Origin of the sequence: Algoriphagus limi, assembly GCF_024919275.1 — a bacterium.
In the GTDB taxonomy this organism is placed as follows: domain Bacteria; phylum Bacteroidota; class Bacteroidia; order Cytophagales; family Cyclobacteriaceae; genus Algoriphagus; species Algoriphagus limi.
Genome location: NZ_JANWGH010000003.1, coordinates 403,495 through 424,810, shown reverse-complemented (window position 1 = coordinate 424,810; position 21,316 = coordinate 403,495). Strand labels below are relative to the sequence as shown.

Below are 21,316 nucleotides of genomic sequence, written 5' to 3'. Positions count from 1 at the left end.
CGCAAATTTTGATTAGGCGTTCTGACCTTTTACGTTAGCAATTACACTCTCAGCAATGTTGTTAGGCACTGGCTCATAGTGAGAGAATGTCAAAGTAGCAGTAGCTCTACCGGAAGAGATGGTTCTCAAATCGGTGATATAACCGAACAACTCAGACAATGGAACAGAAGCTTTAACTACAGTAGAAGTACCTTTGGTATCCATACCTTTCATCAAACCTCTTCTTCTGTTCAAGTCACCGGTAATAGGACCAGTGTATTCATCAGGAGTCACTACGTCTACAGACATAATTGGCTCAAGCAATTGTGGCTTACACTTCTTAGCAGCTTCTTTGAAACCAAGTCTTGCAGCTAATTCAAATGAAAGCGCATCAGAATCGACATCGTGGAAAGATCCGTGGAATAGACGAACCTTCATAGATTCTACTGGATAGCCAGCCAAAGGACCATTTTTCATTGCTTCAGCAAAACCTTTCTGGATAGATGGAATGAATTCTTTTGGAATCACACCACCCACGATTGCGTTCACAAACTCCAATCCAGGCTTCACTTCACCAGTCTCAGGATCAGCTTCTCTTGGACCTAATTCGAATACGATATCAGCGAATTTACCTTTACCACCAGTCTGCTTCTTGTAAACCTCTTTGTGTTCAACAGAACCAAACAAAGCTTCTTTGTAAGCAACCTGAGGAGCACCTTGGTTGATTTCAACTTTAAATTCACGCTTCAATCGATCGATGATAATGTCTAGGTGAAGTTCACCCATACCTCTCAAGATAGTCTGACCAGTTTCATGATCAGTATTAACTTGAAGAGTTGGATCTTCTTCAACCAATTTAGCGATAGCCATACCCAACTTGTCTACGTCAGCTTGAGTTTTAGGCTCGATTGCATAACCGATTACTGGCTCAGGGAACACCATAGACTCCAATACCACTTTGCGCTTTTCGTCGCAAAGAGTATCTCCAGTCTTGATATCCTTAAATCCTACTACCGCACCGATATCACCAGCCATCAATCGCTCGATCTGATTTTGCTTATTAGCGTGCATCTGGAATACTCGGGAGATACGCTCCTTGTTTCCAGATCGGCTATTGAATACATAAGAACCGGACTCTAATTTACCGGAGTAAGCTCTTACGAAGCAAAGTCTACCCACAAATGGGTCAGTAGCAATTTTGAAAGCCAAACCTGCAAATGGTTCGTTTTCGTCTGGTGCAATTCGAATTTCTTGCTCTTCGTTGTCCAAAGCATGACCTATGATGTCGTCCTTATCCAAAGGAGAAGGCAACAATTCCATCACCAAGTCAAGCATGGTTTGAACACCTTTATTTTTGAAGGAAGATCCACAAACCATAGGAACGATCTTCATATCGATAGTTGCTTTACGCAACGCGGTCAAGATCTCTTCTTCAGTAATGGAGTCTGGATCGTCGAAGAATTTCTCCATTAGAGACTCATCGTATTCAGCAACAGCTTCCAACAAATGCTCTCTCCATTGAGCAACTTCATCTTCCAAATCTGCAGGGATATCAACAACTTCATAAGTCATCCCCATATCTTCTTCGTTCCAAACGATTCCACGGTTGTTAATCAAATCAACTACACCACGGAATTTATCTTCAGAACCAATAGGAATTTGCAAAGGAACAGCGTAGCTACCCAACATTTCCTTCACTTGACGACATACATCAAGGAAGTTAGCACCGGCACGGTCCATTTTGTTAACGAAACCGATACGAGGCACTTTATAGTTATCTGCAAGTCTCCAGTTAGTCTCAGACTGAGGTTCTACTCCATCCACTGCACTGAAAAGGAAAACCAATCCATCTAATACTCGAAGAGAACGGTTTACCTCTACGGTAAAGTCAACGTGTCCCGGAGTATCAATGATGTTGATTTGATATTTATGATCTCTGTAGTTCCAAAAAACGGTAGTAGCTGCAGAAGTAATAGTAATACCTCTTTCCTGCTCTTGTGCCATCCAGTCCATGGTAGCAGCACCGTCGTGTACCTCACCTATTTTGTGAGAAACTCCAGAGTAAAAAAGGATTCGCTCAGTAGTAGTCGTTTTACCGGCATCAATGTGAGCGGCGATACCGATGTTTCGGGTGTATCTTAAATCTCTTGCCATCCTAAATTAAAATCTAAAGTGAGAGAATGCTTTGTTGGCTTCTGCCATTCTGTGCGTATCATCCTTTTTCTTCACTGCGGCTCCTTCGCCTTTGGAAGCTGCGATGATTTCACCCGCCAATCGGTCCATCATAGTTTTCTCACCTCTTTTGCGTGCATAGGTGATCATCCATTTGATTCCTAGGGAGATTTTTCTTTCAGGTCTGACTTCCATAGGAACCTGGAATGTAGCACCACCAACTCTACGACTCTTCACCTCAACGGATGGAGAAATATTGTTTAGCGCTTTTTTCCAAACTTCAAGACCATTCTCACCTACTTTTGCCTCCACTTTCTCGATTGCATCGTAGAAAATGTTGTAAGCAATACTCTTCTTCCCGTCGATCATCAGACAGTTTACAAACTTGGTCACCAAAGTATCATTGAACTTTGGATCGGGAAGAATATATCTCTTCTTTGGTTTCGCTTTTCTCATTTTTCTTTCTAGTTACAAATTACTTTTTGGCTGCTCCAGCCTTTGGTCTTTTTGCACCGTACTTAGAACGACCTTGCTTTCTGTCTTTCACTCCTGCAGTATCTAGTGCACCTCGGATGATGTGATATCTTACACCTGGAAGATCCTTCACACGACCACCTCGAATCAATACGATTGAGTGCTCTTGCAAATTGTGTCCTTCACCCGGAATGTAAGCGTTCACTTCTTTTCCGTTTGTCAATCTCACCCTTGCCACCTTTCTCATCGCCGAGTTAGGTTTCTTAGGGGTAGTAGTGTACACCCTGGTACAAACCCCTCTTCGCTGTGGACATGCATCCAAAGCTCTTGATTTTGATTTGGTTTCCAGCGTTGTTCTACCTTTTCTTACTAACTGTTGTATAGTAGGCATTAACTGATAATATTTAGTTTTCTGTAAACTGTTGAATTTTGGACTGCAAAGGTAAAGAAAGTAATAAGACTAACAAAATTAAGCAGTTATATTTTTGTTAGGCTTCACCCGGTGTTCCGAAGCTAATTGGGAACCTAGGAGACTCATCACTTGGGTTGATTTTACCAAAAGCAGACTCATATTTTTCAATATTGTCTTTCAAAGCAGCCAATAGACGTCTTGCATGATCAGGGGTCACAATTATCCGTGACTTTACTTTCGCTTTTGGAACTCCCGGCATTAGGCGAATAAAATCAATCACAAACTCAGAATTAGAGTGAGCAATCATCGCTAAATTACAGTATGTCCCTTCGGCTACCTCTTCCGATAATTCCACATTAATTTGTTGATCCGGTCTTTTTTGTCCTTTATCGTCATTCATGGTTTTTGGGATTAAAAAAGGCCTGTACGTATATACAGGCCTATTTTAAGTTTAATTCAAATATATTATAGAATTGCCTCGCTAGACTTTTGAGAAGTCACTTCCATATTTTCGGAAAGCTTCTCGTATTCCTCCTTAGAACCAACGATCATCTTTTGGAATCTTCGCTGTCCTGTACCAGCAGGAATCAAGTGCCCAACAATAACGTTTTCTTTCAAACCTAGCAATTCATCACGCTTACCTCTAATGGAAGCTTCAGAAAGCACCTTGGTAGTTTCCTGGAAGGAAGCTGCAGAGATAAAGCTCTCAGTACCCAAGGACGCAGCGGTAATACCTTGTAGCGTTGGCTTGGATACAGCTGGCTCAGCATCACGAACCTGAACTAGTTTAAGATCCTTCCGCTTCAAACTGGAATTTTCATCCCGTAGTCTTCTAGCAGAAATAATCATACCTGGCTTCAAAGTCGTGGAGTCTCCAGCATCCATTACTACTTTCTTGTCAAGGATCATATCATTTTCTTCGCGGAATGCCCACTTATCAACGGTTTGACCTTGCAAGAAGCTTGTGTCACCTGCATCTAGGATTTCAACTTTCTGCATCATTTGAGATACGATTACCTCAATATGCTTATCGTTGATTTTCACACCCTGAAGTCGGTAAACTTCCTGAATCTCATTAACCAAATACTCCTGCACTGCAGTAGGACCTTTGATTGCCAAGATATCATTTGGTGTAATCGCTCCATCAGATAGAGGCTCACCAGCACGGATGAAGTCATTTTCCTGTACCAAGATGTGCTTGGATAGAGAAACCATGTACTTCTTCACTACTCCGTCTTTAGACTCAATAATGATTTCACGGTTACCACGCTTGATACCACCGTAAGTTACTACACCGTCGATTTCAGAAACGACTGCAGGGTTAGATGGATTTCGAGCTTCGAACAATTCGGTAACTCGTGGAAGACCACCGGTAATATCACGGGTTTTACCTACAGATCGAGGGATTTTTACCAAAATCTGTCCAGCTTTAACTTTATCACCCAAGTCAACTGCCAAGTGTGCACCTACTGGAATATTGTATGCTTTGCTGTCCTCACCATAGTTAACTACGATGGCAGGGTTCTTTGTTCTATCCTTAGTTTCGATGATAACTTTCTCACGGAAACCAGTTTGATCATCGGCTACTTCCTTGTATGTGATACCTTCTACGATAGATTCGAAATCTATTGTACCATCAAACTCAGAAAGAATTACCGCGTTATATGGATCCCAAGTACAAAGCGAATCACCTTTCGCTACCTTCTGACCATCTTTAACATTCAAGATTGCTCCATAAGGCACGTGGTTAGACACTAATGTTTTACCATTCTTAGCGTCATTGATTCGGATTTCTCCAGATCGACCCATTACTACAGTAACTGGCTCACCATCTTTGTTGGTTGTTTCCAAGAATCTCAATTCTTCATCGAATTCAACCACACCTTCAAACTTGGCATTGATACTTGCATCAACTGCCATGTTAGAAGCGGTACCACCTACGTGGAATGTACGAAGTGTCAACTGAGTACCTGGCTCACCGATAGATTGTGCGGCGATAACACCAACTGCCTCACCAGCATGAACCATTTTGCCAGTGGCCAGATTTCGGCCATAACACTTAGAACATACGCCTCGACGAGTTTCACAAGTCAATACGGAACGAATTTCAACTTCTTCGACAGCAGACTCATCTACTCTTGCTGCAATCTCATCGTCGATTTCAACTCCAGCAGGAATTATCAATTCATCAGAAACAGGATCATATACATCGTGTACAGACACACGGCCCAAGATTCTTTCAGAAAGTGGCTCAACGATATCTTCGTTGTCCTTCAGAGCCTGAACTACCAGACCTCTCAAAGTACCACAGTCATCTTCAGTTACGATCATGTCTTGCGCCACGTCTACCAATCGACGAGTCAAGTAACCCGCATCGGCAGTTTTCAATGCAGTATCGGCAAGACCTTTACGTGCACCGTGAGTGGAGATAAAATACTCAAGTACGTCCAAACCTTCCTTAAAGTTGGAAAGGATTGGGTTTTCGATGATTTCACCGACAGAACCTTGCAAGTTTTTCTGAGGCTTAGCCATCAGACCTCGCATACCTCCCAACTGACGGATTTGCTCTCTAGATCCTCGAGCACCTGAGTGCATCATCATGTAGATTGCATTGAATCCTTGCTTATCATCCTCCATTTGCTTCATAAGGATGTTGGTCAAGTGGGAGTTGGTTCGAGTCCAAATATCAATTACCTGATTATATCGCTCGTTATCAGTGATAAGACCCATTAGGTAGTTGTTCCATACAGCATCAACTTCCTCCTTGGCTTTAGCAATCATTGGATCTTTATCATCCGGAATGATTACATCATTAAGACCCATGGAAAGACCGCCTCGATAAGCCATCTGGAATCCAAGGTGCTTGATATCATCCAAGAATTGAGCAGTACGAGCAACTCCACAAACTTTCACCACCTTAGCGATGATTTGCTGTAGTTTTTTCTTGGTTAGAAGCTCATTCACATATCCTACCTCTTCAGGAACGAATTGATTGAAAATCAATCGACCCGCTACGGTATCAACCAATTCTTCCTTCAATTCACCTTCCGGAGTACGAACAGTCACTTTACACTTGATATGCGCATGTTGGGAAATCTGTCCCTCGTTAAGAGCGATAATTACTTCCTCCTGTCCGTAGAAGGTCATTCCTTCACCTAGAACTGGTTCTTCTGGAGTAGACTTTTTGCCTTTTGTTACATAGTAAAGTCCCAATACCATGTCCTGAGAAGGTACCGTGATAGGAGCTCCGTTCGCAGGGTTAAGGATATTGTGAGATGAAAGCATCAAAGTCGAAGCTTCCAAAATCGCCTCATGACCTAGAGGTACGTGAACCGCCATTTGGTCACCATCGAAGTCGGCGTTAAACGCTGTACATACCAATGGGTGAAGCTGGATCGCTTTTCCTTCGATCAATTTTGGCTGGAATGCCTGGATACCCAATCTGTGAAGAGTTGGGGCACGGTTAAGAAGAACCGGATGTCCTTTCAACACATTTTCCAAAATATCCCAAACCACAGGATCTTTACGATCCACAATTTTCTTAGCAGACTTAACAGTCTTAACAATGCCTCTTTCGATCAGCTTTCTGATGATAAATGGCTTGAAAAGCTCAGCTGCCATATTTTTAGGAAGACCACACTCGTGAAGCTTCAATTCTGGACCTACCACGATCACTGAACGACCAGAGTAATCCACACGCTTACCGAGCAAGTTTTGACGGAAACGACCCTGCTTTCCTTTCAACATATCGGAAAGGGATTTCAAGGCACGGTTACCATCTGATCTTACTGCATTTACTTTTCTTGAGTTATCGAATAGAGAATCTACCGCCTCCTGAAGCATTCGCTTTTCGTTTCTCAAAATCACCTCAGGTGCTTTGATATCGATCAATCGCTTCAAACGGTTGTTTCGGATAATTACTCTTCGATAAAGATCATTCAAATCAGATGTCGCAAATCGACCTCCATCCAATGGAACCAATGGTCTTAATTCCGGTGGAATAACTGGAACCATTCGGACGATCATCCACTCTGGACGGTTTTCGATACGAGTACGAGCATCACGGAAAGCTTCAACAACCTTCAATCGCTTCAAAGCTTCTGCTTTTCGCTGCTGAGAGGTATCAGTTGCTGCTTGGTGACGCAAAGAATAAGAAAGATCATCCAAATCCAATCTTGCAAGAAGCATTTCCAATGCCTCTGCACCCATTTTAGCGATGAACTTGTTTGGATCATCGTCATCCAATAGGTGATTTTCTTTTGGAAGCTTGTCCATGATATCCAAATACTCATCTTCAGTCAAGAAGTCTAGGTACTGAATACCATCTTCCTCTTTTACCCCAGCTTGGATAACAACATATCGTTCGTAATAAACGATTTGATCAAGCTTCTTGGTTGGAAGACCTAATAAGTATCCGATTTTATTTGGAAGGGATTTGAAATACCAAATATGGGCAACAGGAACCACCAATTCGATGTGTCCCATTCGCTCACGACGTACTTTCTTCTCAGTCACTTCTACGCCACAACGGTCGCAGATAATGCCTTTGTATCTGATGCGCTTGTATTTACCACAATGACATTCCCAGTCTTTAACCGGACCAAAAATCCGCTCACAGAACAAGCCCCCCATTTCAGGCTTGTAGGTTCTGTAGTTAATGGTTTCTGGCTGGGTCACTTCACCATTTGAACTATCCAGGATAGATTCCGGGCTAGCCAAACTGATGGTGACTCTCGAAAAGTCATTGTTGAGTTTTTTGTTTTTTCTGAACGCCATAATTTTTGAAAGATATGTGAAGGGCGGTTTCCCGCCCAAATGAGCCTAATTAGTCTAAGGTGATTTCAAGAGCCAAGCCTCTCAATTCGTGAACCAATACATTGAATGATTCAGGAATGTTTGGCTTTGGCAAGTTTTCACCCTTGACAATCGCTTCGTAAGCTTTTGCACGGCCAATCACATCATCGGATTTCACCGTCAAAATCTCTTGCAACACGTGGGATGCACCAAATGCTTCTAGCGCCCAAACTTCCATTTCTCCGAAACGCTGACCACCGAATTGAGCTTTACCACCCAATGGCTGCTGTGTAATCAAAGAGTAAGGACCAATTGAACGAGCGTGCATTTTATCGTCTACCAAGTGACCTAGCTTCAACATGTAAGTAATACCTACAGTTACTGGCTGATCAAACTTAGCACCTGTCAAACCATCGTATAGGTACGTACGTCCATATGGAGGCAATCCTGCTGCTTCCAATTCTTTAGCTACGTCTTCCATAGAAGCACCGTCAAAGATTGGAGTAGCATATTTTTTACCCATTTTCTGACCAGCCCAAGCCAAGACAGTTTCGAAAATCTGTCCAATGTTCATTCGGGATGGTACACCTAGTGGGTTCAATACGATATCCATTGGGGTACCATCTTCCAAGAACGGCATGTCTTCGTCTCGAACGATTCTAGCAACGATACCTTTGTTACCGTGACGACCCGCCATTTTATCACCGACTTTCAGCTTACGCTTCTTAGCGATGTATACTTTTGCAAGTTTTACAATTCCTGCAGGCAATTCATCTCCTACTTCTAGGGTAAATCGCTCACGCTTGAACTGACCACTGATTTCATTACGTGCATTGGTGTAGTTTTTCACCAATTTTACGATCATTTCATTCGTGTGTGCATCATCAGTCCAATCATCCAAAATAATGTCTGAAATAAGGTTTGCCTCTTCAGGAACATTGTAGTTGGATTCATCACGATAAGGGTTCTTCGCAGGGAATAAGTTGTTCTCAATATTCTTCTGATTGAACTTCATTCCCTTGCTGATGATCTCATCACCAAACTTGTGCTTCACGCCTAGAGAAGTCTTGCCATCAAGCAATGTCACCAACTTATCGATCATTCTGGCTCTGATAGCCAATAGATCTTTGGAGTATTTTGCCTTCAGCTTTTCAACTTCAGCTTTCGCTTTAGCACGGTTGTCTTTATCTTTCTTAGGTCTGGAGAATAGCTTGGTCTCGATTACTACCCCATTCAAGGATGGAGAAGCTTTCAAGGAAGCATCCTTTACATCACCGGCTTTGTCACCGAAGATTGCACGAAGAAGTTTTTCTTCAGGAGTAGGATCAGTTTCTCCTTTTGGAGTGATCTTACCGATGATGATATCTCCTTCTTTTACCTCAGCACCTACGGTAATGATACCATTTTCGTCAAGATGCTTAACAGCTTCCTCTGAAACGTTTGGAATTTCGGAAGTCAATTCCTCTTCTCCACGCTTGGTATCCCTTACCTCGAGCTGGAATTCTTCAACGTGGATGGAAGTAAATACGTCCTCACGAACAACTCGCTCAGAAATTACAATCGCATCCTCGAAGTTATATCCTTGCCATGGCATGTAAGCCACCCGAAGGTTTTTACCCAAAGCCAATTCACCATTATTAGTAGAATATCCTTCCACTAATACCTGACCTTTCTCTACTCGCTCGCCTTTCAATACAAGCGGAGTCAAGTTGATGGTAGTGTCTTGGTTTGTTCTTCTGAATTTAATCAGATCATATGTTTTATACTCGTCAGTGAAATTAACGAGTAGCTCGTCGTCAGAAAGGTCGTACTTGATTCGGATTCTTGTAGCATCCACATAATCAACGACACCATCTGCTTCTGCAATAATCAAAGATCTAGAATCACGCGCAGCTTTACCTTCCAAACCAGTACCTACGATAGGTGCTTCTGCTTTGATCAAAGGAACTGCTTGACGTTGCATGTTAGAGCCCATCAATGCTCGGTTCGCATCATCATGCTCCAAGAATGGAATCAATGAAGCCGCAACCGATACAATCTGGTTAGGAGCAACGTCCATGTAGCTGATTTCAGATGGTTCCAATACTGGGAAATCACCTTCATATCTAGCTTTTACTCGATCATTTACAAAAGATCCTTTGTCATCCAATGGAGCATTTGCCTGAGCAATATTGTGATTATCCTCTTCCTCAGCGGTCAAGAACACAATATCTTCTGGCTTCATACCAACCTTGCCTTCTTTCACCTTTCTATAAGGTGTCTCCAAGAAGCCCATGGAGTTCACTTTGGCATGCACGCAAAGTGAAGAAATCAAACCAATGTTTGGACCTTCTGGAGTTTCGATGGTACAAAGTCGACCATAGTGTGTATAATGTACGTCTCGAACTTCGAAACCTGCACGCTCTCTTGAAAGACCACCTGGACCCAAAGCAGAAAGTCTTCGCTTGTGGGTCAACTCAGCCAATGGATTGGTTTGATCCATGAACTGAGAAAGCTGGTTCGTTCCAAAGAAGGAGTTGATCACAGAAGAAAGCGTACGAGCATTGATCAAGTCAACAGGCTTGAAATCTTCATTGTCACGTACGTTCATCCGCTCACGGATAGTTCTTGCCATACGAGCAAGACCCACGCCGAACTGACTGTAAAGCTGCTCTCCTACTGTACGAACTCGTCGGTTGGAAAGGTGGTCAATATCATCGACAACAGCTTTCGAGTTGATCAATCCGATCAAGTATTTAACGATGGAAATAATATCTTCCTTCGTCAATACAATTTTATCGGACTCGATATCGAGACCCAATTTTTTGTTGATTCTGTATCGTCCAACTTCTCCCAAGTCATAGCGCTTGTCAGAGAAGAATAGAGAATGAATCACCTCACGGGCAGTAGCCTCATCAGGTGCTTCTGTATTTCTAAGTTGACGGTAAATTACCTCAACTGCTTCTTTTTCAGAGTTGGAATTATCCTTCTGTAGAGTATTATAAATGATGGAATAATCTGCAATATTCACATCTTCTCTGTGAAGAATAATGCTTTTTGAACCGGAATCAAGGATCATTTCAATATCCTCATCGGTCAAAACGGTATCCCGCTCCAACAAAACTTCATTTCGGTCGATAGATACTACCTCACCTGTATCTTCATCTACAAAATCTTCTACCCAAGTTCTCAAAACACGGGCAGCAAGCTTTCTGCCTGCAGCTTTTTTAAGGGCTGTTTTGGTAGCAGGAACTTCCTCAGAAAGTCCAAACAAATCCAAAATATCCTTATCGGAACCGTATCCGATAGCTCGAAGCAAAGTGGTTACAGGGAATTTCTTCTTTCGATCGATATAAGCATACATGACATTGTTGATGTCAGTAGCAAATTCAATCCAAGAACCTTTGAAAGGAATAATTCTAGCGGAGTAAAGCTTTGTACCGTTGGTATGTTTACTTTGCGCAAAGAACACTCCAGGAGATCTGTGCAATTGAGACACGATAACACGCTCGGCTCCATTGATCACAAATGATCCTTTCTCGGTCATGTATGGCAGGTTTCCTAAGAAAACTTCCTGCTCGATGGTTTCAAAATCCTCATTGTCTTCGTCATGGCAAAGCAATCGAAGCTTTGCTTTCAAAGGAACTGAGTAGGTAAGACCTCTTTCAATACATTCCCCGACGCTGTATTTGGGTGGATCCACCGCATAGTCGATGAATTCCAAGGTGAAATTTTCCCGGGAATCAGAGATTGGGAAATTTTCTGAGAAAACCTTGAATAATCCGTCGGCTCTTCTCTTTTCTGCGGGCGTGTCCAGCTGGAAAAAGTCCTTGAAGGACTGTAGCTGGATATCGAGAAAATCCGGATAGTCTTTGACCACCTTTATGGAGGAGAAACTTTTCCTTTCGGTTTGATTCTTGATAGCCAAGGTAGTGTGTGTTTTGGTGAAATTAAATAACGGAATACGACAAATGTCGCTTAGAATAATGCAATTTTTACCCTGTGCATAAACAGGAAAAGACCTGACTTGGATAGTCAGGTCTTAGGGTGAAACCTAAACCAATGGTTTTTGGTTCACCAAATTATTTGATCTCTACTTCAGCACCAGCTTCTTCAAGAGACTTCTTCAAAGCCTCAGCTTCGTCTTTAGCGATACCTTCTTTCAATGGCTTAGGAGCGGCGTCAACCAATTCCTTCGCATCTTTCAATCCAAGACCAGTCAATTCTTTTACAAGCTTAACAACTGCAAGCTTCTGACCACCAGCAGCCTTTAGGATTACGTCAAAAGAAGTTTTCTCTTCTTCTGCAGCTCCACCTTCAGCTCCACCAGCAGCAGGTCCAGCAACAGCTACTGCAGCTGCAGCAGGCTCGATACCATACTGATCCTTAAGGATGTCTGTCAATTCTTTAACCTCTTTTACAGTCAAGTTTACCAACTGATCTGCAAGTTGTGTAAGATCTGCCATTTTATTTAAAGTTTAATTTTTTACGTTGATAAATGATGATTTAATAAATTATTGTTCGCCTCTTTCTTCCAAAGCTTTCAAAACTCCACCAATGTTGTTTTGACCACTTTGAAGTGCAGAGATCAGGTTCATAGCAGGAGACTGAAGTAGACCCAATAGGTCTCCAAGCAACTCTTGCTTAGATTTAAGCTTGGATAGCATTTCAAGGTTCTCCTCTCCTACAAAGATGTCGGAGTCAATGGAAGCACCTTTAAATACTGGACGGGTTTCTTTTTTACCCATCTTCTTTCTGAAATCCAGCAATACTTTTGCTGGCAGATTACTAGTCTCTTTGGAGAAAATTATTCCAGAGAATCCTTTCAATGAATCATCCAACTGAGAAAAATCTGCGTCTAGATTTTCCAAAGCTTTTTTGATCAAGGTGTTCTTGTACACTTTGTACTCAACGCCTTTTTCAAAGCAAGTTCGTCGGAAAGCATTTACTTCAGCTACAGAAAATCCCGCAGCATTTGTAATGTAGAAGAAAGGGTTTTCTCTGAACTTCTCGGTAAGACTGTCGATTACTTCTTTTTTCTCTTCTCTAGTCATGATTATATACCTTGAAAACTACCCTTGTCTACCTTAATGCCAGGAGACATCGTGCTGGATAGATGAATACTCTTGAAATAAGTTCCTTTAGATGAAGAAGGCTTCAACTTAGAGATAGTTTGGATTAGCTCATTCACGTTTTCCTGGATTTTCTCAGGGCTGAATGACACCTTACCAACGCTAGCATGGATAATTCCAAACTTATCAACTTTGAAATCGATTTTACCAGCTTTTACCTCTTTTACAGCTTTGCCTACTTCCAAAGTAACCGTACCTGCTTTAGGGTTTGGCATTAGGCCTCTTGGACCCAATACTCTACCTAGTCTACCTACTTTAGCCATTACGTTAGGCATAGTGATGATGACATCGATGTCAGTCCATCCACCTTCGATTTTGGCGATGTAGTCGTCCAATCCAACGTAGTCTGCACCCGCTTCTTTGGCTTCTTCTTCTTTGTCAGGTGTACAAAGCACCAATACTTTGATGTCTTTACCTGTACCATGTGGAAGAGCAACCACGCCACGTACCATTTGATCAGCCTTACGAGGATCTACGCCAAGACGTACGTCCACATCAACTGAAGCATCAAACTTTACGTTTGTGATTTCTTTCACGAGATTAGAAGCCGCCTCAAGGGAGTACACTTGGCTTGGGTCGTATTTAGAAAGAGCTTCTTTTTGCTTTTTTGTTAACTTAGCCATAGTTGTTTTATTATTCTTCCCAAGGGGCTTTACCAGATACCGTGATACCCATACTACGTGCAGTACCAGCTACCATTCGCATGGCAGACTCCACTTTAAAGGCATTCAAGTCAGGCATCTTTACCTCCGCTATTTCCTTTACCTGATCCCAGGTAACAGATCCTACCTTCTTACGGTTAGGCTCTGCAGATCCGCCTTTGATTTTTGCCGCTTCCAAAAGCAGGTTTGCTGCTGGAGGAGTTTTTACGACGAAATCAAAAGACTTATCCGAGTAGATTGTAATCAAAACAGGGCACGTTTGACCCATTTTATCTTGGGTACGTGCATTGAATTGCTTACAAAACTCCATGATGTTCAAACCCTTGGAACCAAGAGCAGGACCAACTGGAGGTGACGGATTTGCCTGGCCACCTTTCACTTGCAGTTTTAAATAACCAGTGATTTCCTTAGCCATTGCTTAGTCTTGTTTTTCTACTTGTATAAAGTTTAATTCAACAGGAGTATTTCGACCAAAGATCTTGACCATAACGTTCAATTTCTTCTTGTCATCAAATATCTCCTCAATTGTCCCGGTAAATCCACTAAAGGGCCCGTCCATTACTTTCACGGACTCTCCGACTATAAATGGTGTATCCAGCTTCTCGGCAAACTCATCAATCTCCTCAACCTTTCCTAAGATACGGTTGACTTCCGATTGGCGTAATGGTTCAGGGGTTTTGGAAGCGCCACCCTGGTTTGATCCAAGAAATCCGATTACTCCCGGAATGCTCGTTATTACGTGATTGGCCTCACCATGTGAAAGATCTGCGTTGACCAAAACGTACCCAGGAAAGAAGTTTCTTTCTCTGACACGCTTTTTGCCATTTCGCATTTCATATACTTTCTCAGACGGGATTAGCACTTCAGGAATATATTCCTCTAACTTTTGTCTGAAAATTTCATTTTCCAGATAAGTCTTAGTCTTTTTTTCCTGTCCTGCTACGACTCTGAGTACGTACCACTTATGATCGGCCATGCTGTAATGTCAATTCAATTAAAACAAATCATAAAACCATGTCATGATGTTTTCGAATCCTAAATCCACTGCTCCGATAAACAAAGCAAAGATCAAAGAAGCTACTAACACCAGCACCGCTGAGTTTTGAAGAAATGAATACTTAGGCCAAGTGACCTTGTTTTTCATTTCGTCGTAGGATTCGAGGACAAAGTTTTTCAGATTCATATGTATTAGCTTACTAGCACGGGCAGAGAGATTCGAACTCCCATCAACGGTTTTGGAGACCGCTATTCTGCCATTGAACTATGCCCGTGTGTTTGATCGCTCTCCAAACGGGAACGCAAAATTAGATATAAGAGCCTAAAGAAACAAATGCGATCCCAAAAAACTTCAGGATCGCATTGTGTATCAATTATTCAGGATATTAGTCCAAGATTTCAGTAACCTGACCAGCACCTACTGTACGACCACCTTCACGGATCGCAAATCGTAGACCTTTTTCCAAAGCAACTGCGTTCAACAAGTTAACTTCGATAGTCACGTTATCACCTGGCATAACCATTTCTACGTTTTCTGGAAGTTTGATCTCACCAGTTACGTCAGTAGTTCTCAAGTAGAACTGAGGACGATATTTGTTGAAGAATGGAGTGTGACGTCCACCTTCTTCTTTGGAAAGAACGTAAACTTCAGCTTTGAAGTGAGCGTGAGGAGTAACAGATCCTGGCTTACAGATAATCATACCACGCTTGATCTGAGACTTTTCAATACCTCTCAACAACAAACCTACGTTGTCACCTGCTTCACCTCTGTCTAGGATCTTACGGAACATCTCTACACCAGTAACGGTAGACTTCAATCCCTCAGCTCCCATACCGATGATATCAACAGGATCACCAGTGTTAACAACACCTCTTTCAATACGTCCGGTAGCTACAGTACCACGACCAGTGATAGAGAATACGTCTTCAACTGGCATCAAGAAGTCTTTGTCGATCAATCGCTCAGGAAGCGGAATGTAGTTATCAACTGCATCCATCAATTCGATTACAGTTTTCTCCCACTTCTCTTCACCGTTCAATGCACCAAGTGCAGAACCTTTGATTACAGGAATGTTGTCGCCGTCGAATTCATAGAAAGAAAGAAGTTCTCTAACTTCCATTTCTACTAGTTCAAGAAGTTCTTCGTCGTCAACCATGTCCACCTTGTTCAAGAATACAACAAGAGCAGGTACACCTACCTGACGAGCAAGAAGAATGTGCTCACGAGTTTGAGGCATTGGTCCGTCAGTAGCGGCTACCACTAGGATAGCTCCGTCCATCTGAGCAGCACCAGTTACCATGTTCTTAACGTAGTCAGCGTGTCCAGGACAGTCTACGTGTGCGTAGTGTCTTGCAGCAGTTTGATACTCTACGTGAGAAGTGTTGATGGTGATACCTCTTTCTTTTTCTTCTGGAGCGTTGTCAATAGAAGAGGAATCTCTTAGTTCGGAAAGACCTTGTTTAGCCAACACAGTAGTGATGGCCGCAGTCAATGTAGTTTTTCCATGGTCTACGTGTCCAATCGTACCGATGTTTACGTGCGGCTTGGAACGGTCGAATGTTGCTTTTGCCATGCGTGAAAATCCTCAGTTTAAGTTTAAAGATATGTTTAATTTAATTTGAAGCCGTTAAGAGCCAACGACGGGATTTGAACCCGTGACCCCTTCCTTACCAAGGAAGTACTCTACCTCTGAGCTACGTCGGCTTTTACCCGATGCTTAGAAAAGCATTGAGCGGGAGACGAGGCTCGAACCCGCGACCTGCAGCTTGGAAGGCTGCCGCTCTACCAACTGAGCTACTCCCGCTTTTAATATCTTTGGGATTACTCCCTTATGTTTTCGCCCTGCAAAACTAGAAAAAAATTTTACAATCAGGCAATTATGTGGGGGAAACAGGATTCGAACCTGTGAAGACATAAGTCAACGGATTTACAGTCCGTCCCAGTTGGCCGCTTTGGTATTCCCCCAACTCGATTAACACAGCTATTTTCTACTCATCTCTGTGTTAACGGATGGCAAAATTATGGGCTTTTCACAAAGTTTCAAAGCATCAAAAATATTTTTAAAAAGATTTTCTGAAAATATCCTTCAATCTTCTCAAAATCAGCGCATTAATTTTCATCTTTTAGCATCTGAAGAAAGTATTCAAAGTAATTTTTGATCTGCTCATTGCTTTCTTGACCAGCAATTCGAATCATTTCGTCCAAAATCTTAGGATCATCAGCAAATCCCAGCAATCCCTGAAAAGCACCTAAGCGAACAAAGACTTGTGGACTGTTCTCCATCTGAGCCAATAGATACTTTTTGGCTTCATCTTCTCCTTCCTCAGGGAAATTGATGAAATATTCACTGAAATACCCCAAAAAGTAATACAAACCTTCACCACTCAGATGGGGAAGTTTGGACCGAAACCATGCACCTTTTCCTCTCACCTCATTATTTAAATAGTATTCTGCCAAAGGAACTAATATTCGGTAATTGGTTTCACCCGCAAATCGCTCCATCAATTCTGGATCAACCTCCGTTTCGGAGGCAAAATTCATAGCCATCAGCGCTGAGCTAGCCACTAGGTAAGAAGAATCATTTGCCATTCGAACAAAAGCGGTGAAATATTTATCCGGATCTAACGCACCTAACAGATCAATAGCTCCCGCCCTGACCGAATTTTCAGAGTCTTCCTCAGCTATCTCAAAGACTTTTTCTTCAATACCCAAATCCATTATCCATTCCGGATTACTCAGCAAAATCTGAAGTGAAAGTTCCCGGATGCTCCAAAATGAATCCTCTAAGGCATCCTTCAATAACGGCTTGATTAGCAAGCTCTCTTCTCTAGTCATCAGAGAATCCAATGCCTCATATCGAGCTACTCCTAATTGTGATTCCTGAAATTGCTGAACAAAATATTCTGCAGGATTATCCGCTCTAACTCTTGCTAATAGATTTTTTCCTTCATCGAAATACAGTTGATCTATTGAAGATCCATTTCCTAAGGCAAATTGCTGAAAAGCTCCTTCCAGTATAAAATCCCTTTGCTTTCGCTCCCCTTCTTCATACCAACTCACCTCAAACGGCAATTTATAAAGCGGGGTGTTTTCCAAATCCTGTACTTGCTGAACAGTTATCAATAGGTTTTCTGGTTGGGAATAATCCACTTCCACAAGCAATTCAGGATGGCCCTTATCCAAAAACCACTGGTTAAAAAACCAATTCAAATCCTCCCCACTTACTTTTTCAAATGCTATTCGCAAATTGTGAACCTCCACACTTTTCAATGCATTCTCTTGGAGATAATATTTAAGCCCTTTAAAAAACAACTCATCTCCAAGATAGTCGCGCAACATATGAAGGATTACCCCTCCTTTTGAATATGAATGCGCATCAAACATATCTCCATCTGCATCCTGATAGTAAAAACGGATTAAATCAACTTGCTTAGATTCTGCTTCTTGGAAGTAGGTTTCTTTTTCTACCATCAATTTCAGCTTAGCTTCATCTGCTCCATATTTATATTCGTTCCAGAGAAATTCGCTGTAATTCGCAAAAGCTTCATTTAAAGTCAAATTAGACCAGGATTCAGCTGTGACATAATCCCCAAACCATTGATGAAACAATTCATGGGCAATGATGTAATCCCACTCTGAATCGATAGCCTCTCGTTCTGTTAATCTCAATTCCTCCATAAAAATAGAAGCCGTGGTATTCTCCATTGCACCAGAAACAAAATCCCGAACAACTATCTGATCATATTTTGGCCAAGGAAATTTGACCTGAAGGAGCTTTTCAAAATATTCGATCATCTCTGGAGTGTGCTGAAAAACTTTTGCAGCCCCTGCTCCAAAGCCTTTTTCTACATAATAGTTGACTGGCAGCCCATTATACTCATCCTCCACTCGGTCAAAATCTCCGATAGCTATTGCTGCTAAATAGGGAGCATGTGGAATATCCAATCTCCAAGTATCCCTTCGCAGACCATTTTCCAAAGGCGTCTGTTTTACCAAAACGCCATTACTGATTGCTTTGAGGCTATCAGCCACGGTCAAATGGATGGATTGGGTAAAACGCTCGTTTGGCTTATCGATGGTAGGAAACCATTTACTATTGTATTCTGTCTCTCCTTGCGTCCAAATCATGGTAGGCTTTCCAGGTATCGTATCCAATGGATCTATAAAATACAAACCCTTTGTATCCGTGATTGCCAAGTTATTCGAGCCGGAATTTTGCTCTGGAAAGGCCGTGTATTTCATCCTGATCTTAAAGGTATCTTCCGGGCTAAGCTCCTCAGGCAAATAGATCAACAGTTGCTTGAAATCATATCGGTAGTTCAGTACAGTCTCTTCTTCGCCGTCCAGAAAATAAATTCTTCCAACCTCGAAATCCTTTGCATCTAAAATTAGCTCTCGCTGTTTCTTCGAGTATGGTTTTATTTGCAAGGTAGCCTCACCCAAAACCGCTTGCCTTTGATAATCAAAAGATAAATCCAGCTCAGTATCCAGAATATCAAAATCTCGAGTAGAAGAGGCGCGATACGCTCTTAATTCATACTCTTTTTGAGCAGCAAGCAATGCCAACCTTAGCGAGTCGCTTGAAGAATCCTCTTCAGGTATTTCTGAAAAAACAATTTCTGCATCCTCAGATTCATCATCTATTAATTCCTGAGAGCTTTTGCAAGAAATGAGGAAGATCAAAAGACCGAAAACACTTAAAAGTGCATTCTTTCCCAAAATATTCTTTGGCATCGTGTTCAATTATTGGATATTTGGCAAATCTTATCCGAAATCATCAAATTTCGGCATTGAAAGCTCAAAATAGCAGGAATGTTTTCAGTTATCATTAAGGATAAAAGCTTTTCGGTAGAAAAAACCGACAAAGGCACCCAAGTCGAGGGAAAAACCTTGAATTGGGATCTTCAGCCCATTGACTCCCAAAGATTCCACTTGATCAATGGCAACCAATCCATGGAAGCAGAATTGGTCAGCTTGGATCGCGACTCCAAAACCCTTCAGATACGGCTTAATAAAAAGGTAGTCTCTGTTTCACTAAAAGATCGATTTGATCTTTTGCTGGAGGAAATGGGAATGGAAGACCAAGGTGCGGCAAGCGTACAGGACATCAAAGCACCTATGCCAGGCTTGATTTTGGATTTGAAAGTCAAGCCGGGTGATGAGGTTAAAAAAGGCGATGTAGTACTCATCCTGGAGGCCATGAAAATGGAAAACATTATCAAATCGCCTGGAGATGGTATTGTATCAGATGTAAAAGTCAGCCTCAAACAAAGTGTTGAGAAAAATCAAGTTCTCATCACCTTTTAACTAGGCGGATACTGAAAAGCAAAAAATGATTAACATTATCCGGGATAGAAATTATATTTGTCGAAATTTTTTTCGACATCTAGTCGATTCTAGGCTTGAAAATATCTAACAAATGAAATACAAAAGAATCCTCCTAAAACTAAGCGGAGAGGCGTTGATGGGTGAAAAAAACTACGGTATTGATCCCAATCGTCTGCAACAGTACACCCAAGAAATCAAGAAGGTAAAAGAAATGGGTGTTGAAATAGCGATCGTTATCGGAGGAGGAAATATTTTCAGAGGCGTTCAAGCCGAAAAATCCGGAATTGACCGGGTTCAGGGCGACTATATGGGGATGTTAGCCACCCTAATTAATGCCATGGCTCTTCAAAGTGCTCTGGAGCAGGCAGGTTTGTATACTCGCCTTATGTCGGGTATCAAAGTAGAAAGTGTCTGTGAACCTTTCATTCGAAGAAGAGCAATTCGTCACTTGGAAAAAGGAAGAATCGTAATTTTCGGAGCAGGAATTGGAAACCCATATTTCACTACGGATTCCACCGCCAGTCTTCGAGCTATTGAAATCGAAGCGGATGTTGTATTAAAGGGAACCCGTGTGGATGGCGTCTACACTGCCGACCCAGAAAAAGACAAAACTGCCACGAAATACCATACTATCTCCTTCAATGAGGTGTATGAAAAGAACCTGAATGTCATGGATATGACGGCATTTACACTTTGTCAGGAAAACAATTTGCCTATCATTGTATTTGACATGAATAAAGCCGGTAACCTGAGCAAACTCGTAGAAGGCGAAGAAATCGGTACGCTAATAACATCAATCTAAGCAATCTCATGGAAGAAATAGAACTTTACTTAGACGACGCAAAAGAACAGATGCAAAAAGCAGTGGATCATACCGCTGCCGAACTTGTAAAAATCCGGGCTGGAAAAGCTATGCCTAACTTGATGGATGGAATCATGGTTCCTTACTATGGCGCTCCTACCCCACTCAATCAGGTATCTTCCATTACTACGCCTGACGCCAGAACCCTAGCCATCAAGCCTTATGAGCGAACTCTGATTTCAGAGATTGAAAAGGCTATCATCAATTCAGATTTGGGATTAGCTCCTCAAAATAATGGCGAGATCATCATCTTGACCATTCCTGCATTGACAGAGGAGCGGCGGATTACTCTTGTAAAACAAGCCAAGCATGAATGTGAGAATGGAAAAATTTCTGTTCGCACAGTTCGAAAAGACACGAATGACTCTCTAAAGAAACTTCAAAAAGAAGGTGCATCCGAGGACGAAGTGAAACGAGCTGAGGAGAATGTTCAAAAATTAACAGATCAGTACATTGCTAAAATCGAAGAGCTTCTTGCTAAAAAAGAAGCAGAAATTATGAAAGTCTGATTGGACTTACCCCATT

General features: G+C 42.0%; 17 protein-coding genes and 4 tRNA genes. 3 read left to right on the top strand and 18 right to left on the bottom strand.

Features of this window, described 5'->3' with window-relative positions; genetic code table 11:
* Positions 1–12: 12 nt before the first annotated feature.
* The 18 genes from fusA to NY014_RS13870 form a co-directional block, all read right to left on the bottom strand.
* A complete protein-coding gene (gene fusA / locus NY014_RS13955; protein ID WP_259415186.1) occupies positions 13–2,133 on the bottom strand; it encodes an elongation factor G in 2,121 nt (706 codons plus the stop codon).
* A 6-nt stretch (positions 2,134–2,139) separates the two neighbouring features.
* Complete coding sequence (rpsG, locus tag NY014_RS13950) at positions 2,140–2,607, bottom strand: 30S ribosomal protein S7 (RefSeq protein ID WP_135075499.1); 468 nt, start codon at positions 2,605–2,607, stop codon at positions 2,140–2,142.
* A 19-nt stretch (positions 2,608–2,626) separates the two neighbouring features.
* Positions 2,627–3,016 (bottom strand): 30S ribosomal protein S12, encoded by a 390-nt coding sequence (gene rpsL / locus NY014_RS13945; protein ID WP_106134406.1) that lies wholly within the window; start codon positions 3,014–3,016, stop codon positions 2,627–2,629.
* Positions 3,017–3,113: 97 nt separating this feature from the next.
* Positions 3,114–3,437 carry a DUF3467 domain-containing protein gene (locus tag NY014_RS13940; RefSeq protein WP_259415185.1) on the bottom strand — a complete coding sequence of 108 codons (324 nt, stop codon included), beginning with the start codon at positions 3,435–3,437 and terminating at the stop codon, positions 3,114–3,116.
* Between the two features lie 65 nt (positions 3,438–3,502).
* Positions 3,503–7,813 (bottom strand): DNA-directed RNA polymerase subunit beta', encoded by a 4,311-nt coding sequence (gene rpoC / locus NY014_RS13935; protein WP_259415184.1) that lies wholly within the window; start codon positions 7,811–7,813, stop codon positions 3,503–3,505.
* Between the two features lie 49 nt (positions 7,814–7,862).
* Positions 7,863–11,738, bottom strand: a complete 3,876-nt coding sequence (gene rpoB / locus NY014_RS13930; protein WP_259415183.1) for a DNA-directed RNA polymerase subunit beta — start codon at positions 11,736–11,738, stop codon at positions 7,863–7,865.
* Between the two features lie 154 nt (positions 11,739–11,892).
* Complete coding sequence (gene rplL, locus NY014_RS13925; RefSeq protein WP_259415182.1) at positions 11,893–12,276, bottom strand: 50S ribosomal protein L7/L12; 384 nt, start codon at positions 12,274–12,276, stop codon at positions 11,893–11,895.
* A gap of 48 nt (positions 12,277–12,324) precedes the next feature.
* The gene (gene rplJ, locus NY014_RS13920) at positions 12,325–12,864 is read right to left on the bottom strand and encodes a 50S ribosomal protein L10 (RefSeq protein ID WP_259415181.1); all 540 of its coding nucleotides are present in this window, start codon (positions 12,862–12,864) and stop codon (positions 12,325–12,327) included.
* A 2-nt stretch (positions 12,865–12,866) separates the two neighbouring features.
* Positions 12,867–13,565 (bottom strand): 50S ribosomal protein L1, encoded by a 699-nt coding sequence (gene rplA, locus NY014_RS13915; RefSeq protein ID WP_259415180.1) that lies wholly within the window; start codon positions 13,563–13,565, stop codon positions 12,867–12,869.
* A 10-nt stretch (positions 13,566–13,575) separates the two neighbouring features.
* Positions 13,576–14,019 carry a 50S ribosomal protein L11 gene (gene rplK, locus NY014_RS13910; protein WP_024284757.1) on the bottom strand — a complete coding sequence of 148 codons (444 nt, stop codon included), beginning with the start codon at positions 14,017–14,019 and terminating at the stop codon, positions 13,576–13,578.
* Positions 14,020–14,022: 3 nt separating this feature from the next.
* Complete coding sequence (nusG, locus tag NY014_RS13905) at positions 14,023–14,580, bottom strand: transcription termination/antitermination protein NusG (RefSeq protein ID WP_135075518.1); 558 nt, start codon at positions 14,578–14,580, stop codon at positions 14,023–14,025.
* Between the two features lie 18 nt (positions 14,581–14,598).
* Positions 14,599–14,787: a preprotein translocase subunit SecE gene (gene secE, locus NY014_RS13900; protein WP_087938047.1), complete on the bottom strand. Its 189-nt coding sequence runs from the start codon at positions 14,785–14,787 to the stop codon at positions 14,599–14,601.
* 17 nt (positions 14,788–14,804) lie between these two features.
* Positions 14,805–14,875 (bottom strand) — tRNA-Trp (locus tag NY014_RS13895).
* A 111-nt stretch (positions 14,876–14,986) separates the two neighbouring features.
* Positions 14,987–16,174, bottom strand: coding sequence for an elongation factor Tu (tuf, locus tag NY014_RS13890; protein ID WP_259415179.1), 1,188 nt, complete (start codon positions 16,172–16,174; stop codon positions 14,987–14,989).
* A gap of 59 nt (positions 16,175–16,233) precedes the next feature.
* Positions 16,234–16,305, bottom strand: a tRNA-Thr gene (locus NY014_RS13885).
* A 27-nt stretch (positions 16,306–16,332) separates the two neighbouring features.
* Positions 16,333–16,405: transfer RNA gene (locus tag NY014_RS13880), tRNA-Gly, on the bottom strand.
* Positions 16,406–16,483: 78 nt separating this feature from the next.
* A tRNA-Tyr gene (locus NY014_RS13875) sits at positions 16,484–16,566 on the bottom strand.
* Between the two features lie 144 nt (positions 16,567–16,710).
* Complete coding sequence (locus NY014_RS13870; protein ID WP_259415178.1) at positions 16,711–19,335, bottom strand: M1 family metallopeptidase; 2,625 nt, start codon at positions 19,333–19,335, stop codon at positions 16,711–16,713.
* A gap of 78 nt (positions 19,336–19,413) precedes the next feature.
* Here NY014_RS13870 and NY014_RS13865 point away from each other — a divergent pair, with 78 nt between their 5' ends.
* From NY014_RS13865 to frr, 3 genes are all read left to right on the top strand, one after another.
* Complete coding sequence (locus NY014_RS13865; RefSeq protein ID WP_259415177.1) at positions 19,414–19,908, top strand: acyl-CoA carboxylase biotin carboxyl carrier protein subunit; 495 nt, start codon at positions 19,414–19,416, stop codon at positions 19,906–19,908.
* Positions 19,909–20,020: 112 nt separating this feature from the next.
* Positions 20,021–20,731 (top strand): UMP kinase, encoded by a 711-nt coding sequence (pyrH, locus tag NY014_RS13860; protein ID WP_259415176.1) that lies wholly within the window; start codon positions 20,021–20,023, stop codon positions 20,729–20,731.
* A gap of 8 nt (positions 20,732–20,739) precedes the next feature.
* On the top strand, positions 20,740–21,300 hold the full coding sequence (gene frr / locus NY014_RS13855) for a ribosome recycling factor (RefSeq protein WP_259415175.1): 561 nt from the start codon (positions 20,740–20,742) through the stop codon (positions 21,298–21,300).
* The last annotated feature ends 16 nt before the right edge of the window (positions 21,301–21,316 follow it).

Excerpts from the sequence above, each read along its gene's own strand:
- rplK (WP_024284757.1), bottom strand. The coding sequence starts at position 14,019 with ATGGCTAAGGAAATCACTGGTTATTTAAAACTGCAAGTGAAAGGTGGC.
- rpsG (WP_135075499.1), bottom strand. The coding sequence starts at position 2,607 with ATGAGAAAAGCGAAACCAAAGAAGAGATATATTCTTCCCGATCCAAAG.
- nusG (WP_135075518.1), bottom strand. The coding sequence starts at position 14,580 with ATGGCCGATCATAAGTGGTACGTACTCAGAGTCGTAGCAGGACAGGAA.
- NY014_RS13870 (WP_259415178.1), bottom strand. The coding sequence starts at position 19,335 with ATGCCAAAGAATATTTTGGGAAAGAATGCACTTTTAAGTGTTTTCGGT.
- rplJ (WP_259415181.1), bottom strand. The coding sequence starts at position 12,864 with ATGACTAGAGAAGAGAAAAAAGAAGTAATCGACAGTCTTACCGAGAAG.
- tuf (WP_259415179.1), bottom strand. The coding sequence starts at position 16,174 with ATGGCAAAAGCAACATTCGACCGTTCCAAGCCGCACGTAAACATCGGT.
- rplL (WP_259415182.1), bottom strand. The coding sequence starts at position 12,276 with ATGGCAGATCTTACACAACTTGCAGATCAGTTGGTAAACTTGACTGTA.
- frr (WP_259415175.1), top strand. The coding sequence starts at position 20,740 with ATGGAAGAAATAGAACTTTACTTAGACGACGCAAAAGAACAGATGCAA.
- fusA (WP_259415186.1), bottom strand. The coding sequence starts at position 2,133 with ATGGCAAGAGATTTAAGATACACCCGAAACATCGGTATCGCCGCTCAC.
- rpoC (WP_259415184.1), bottom strand. The coding sequence starts at position 7,813 with ATGGCGTTCAGAAAAAACAAAAAACTCAACAATGACTTTTCGAGAGTC.
- rplA (WP_259415180.1), bottom strand. The coding sequence starts at position 13,565 with ATGGCTAAGTTAACAAAAAAGCAAAAAGAAGCTCTTTCTAAATACGAC.
- NY014_RS13940 (WP_259415185.1), bottom strand. The coding sequence starts at position 3,437 with ATGAATGACGATAAAGGACAAAAAAGACCGGATCAACAAATTAATGTG.
- secE (WP_087938047.1), bottom strand. The coding sequence starts at position 14,787 with ATGAATCTGAAAAACTTTGTCCTCGAATCCTACGACGAAATGAAAAAC.
- rpsL (WP_106134406.1), bottom strand. The coding sequence starts at position 3,016 with ATGCCTACTATACAACAGTTAGTAAGAAAAGGTAGAACAACGCTGGAA.
- NY014_RS13865 (WP_259415177.1), top strand. The coding sequence starts at position 19,414 with ATGTTTTCAGTTATCATTAAGGATAAAAGCTTTTCGGTAGAAAAAACC.
- pyrH (WP_259415176.1), top strand. The coding sequence starts at position 20,021 with ATGAAATACAAAAGAATCCTCCTAAAACTAAGCGGAGAGGCGTTGATG.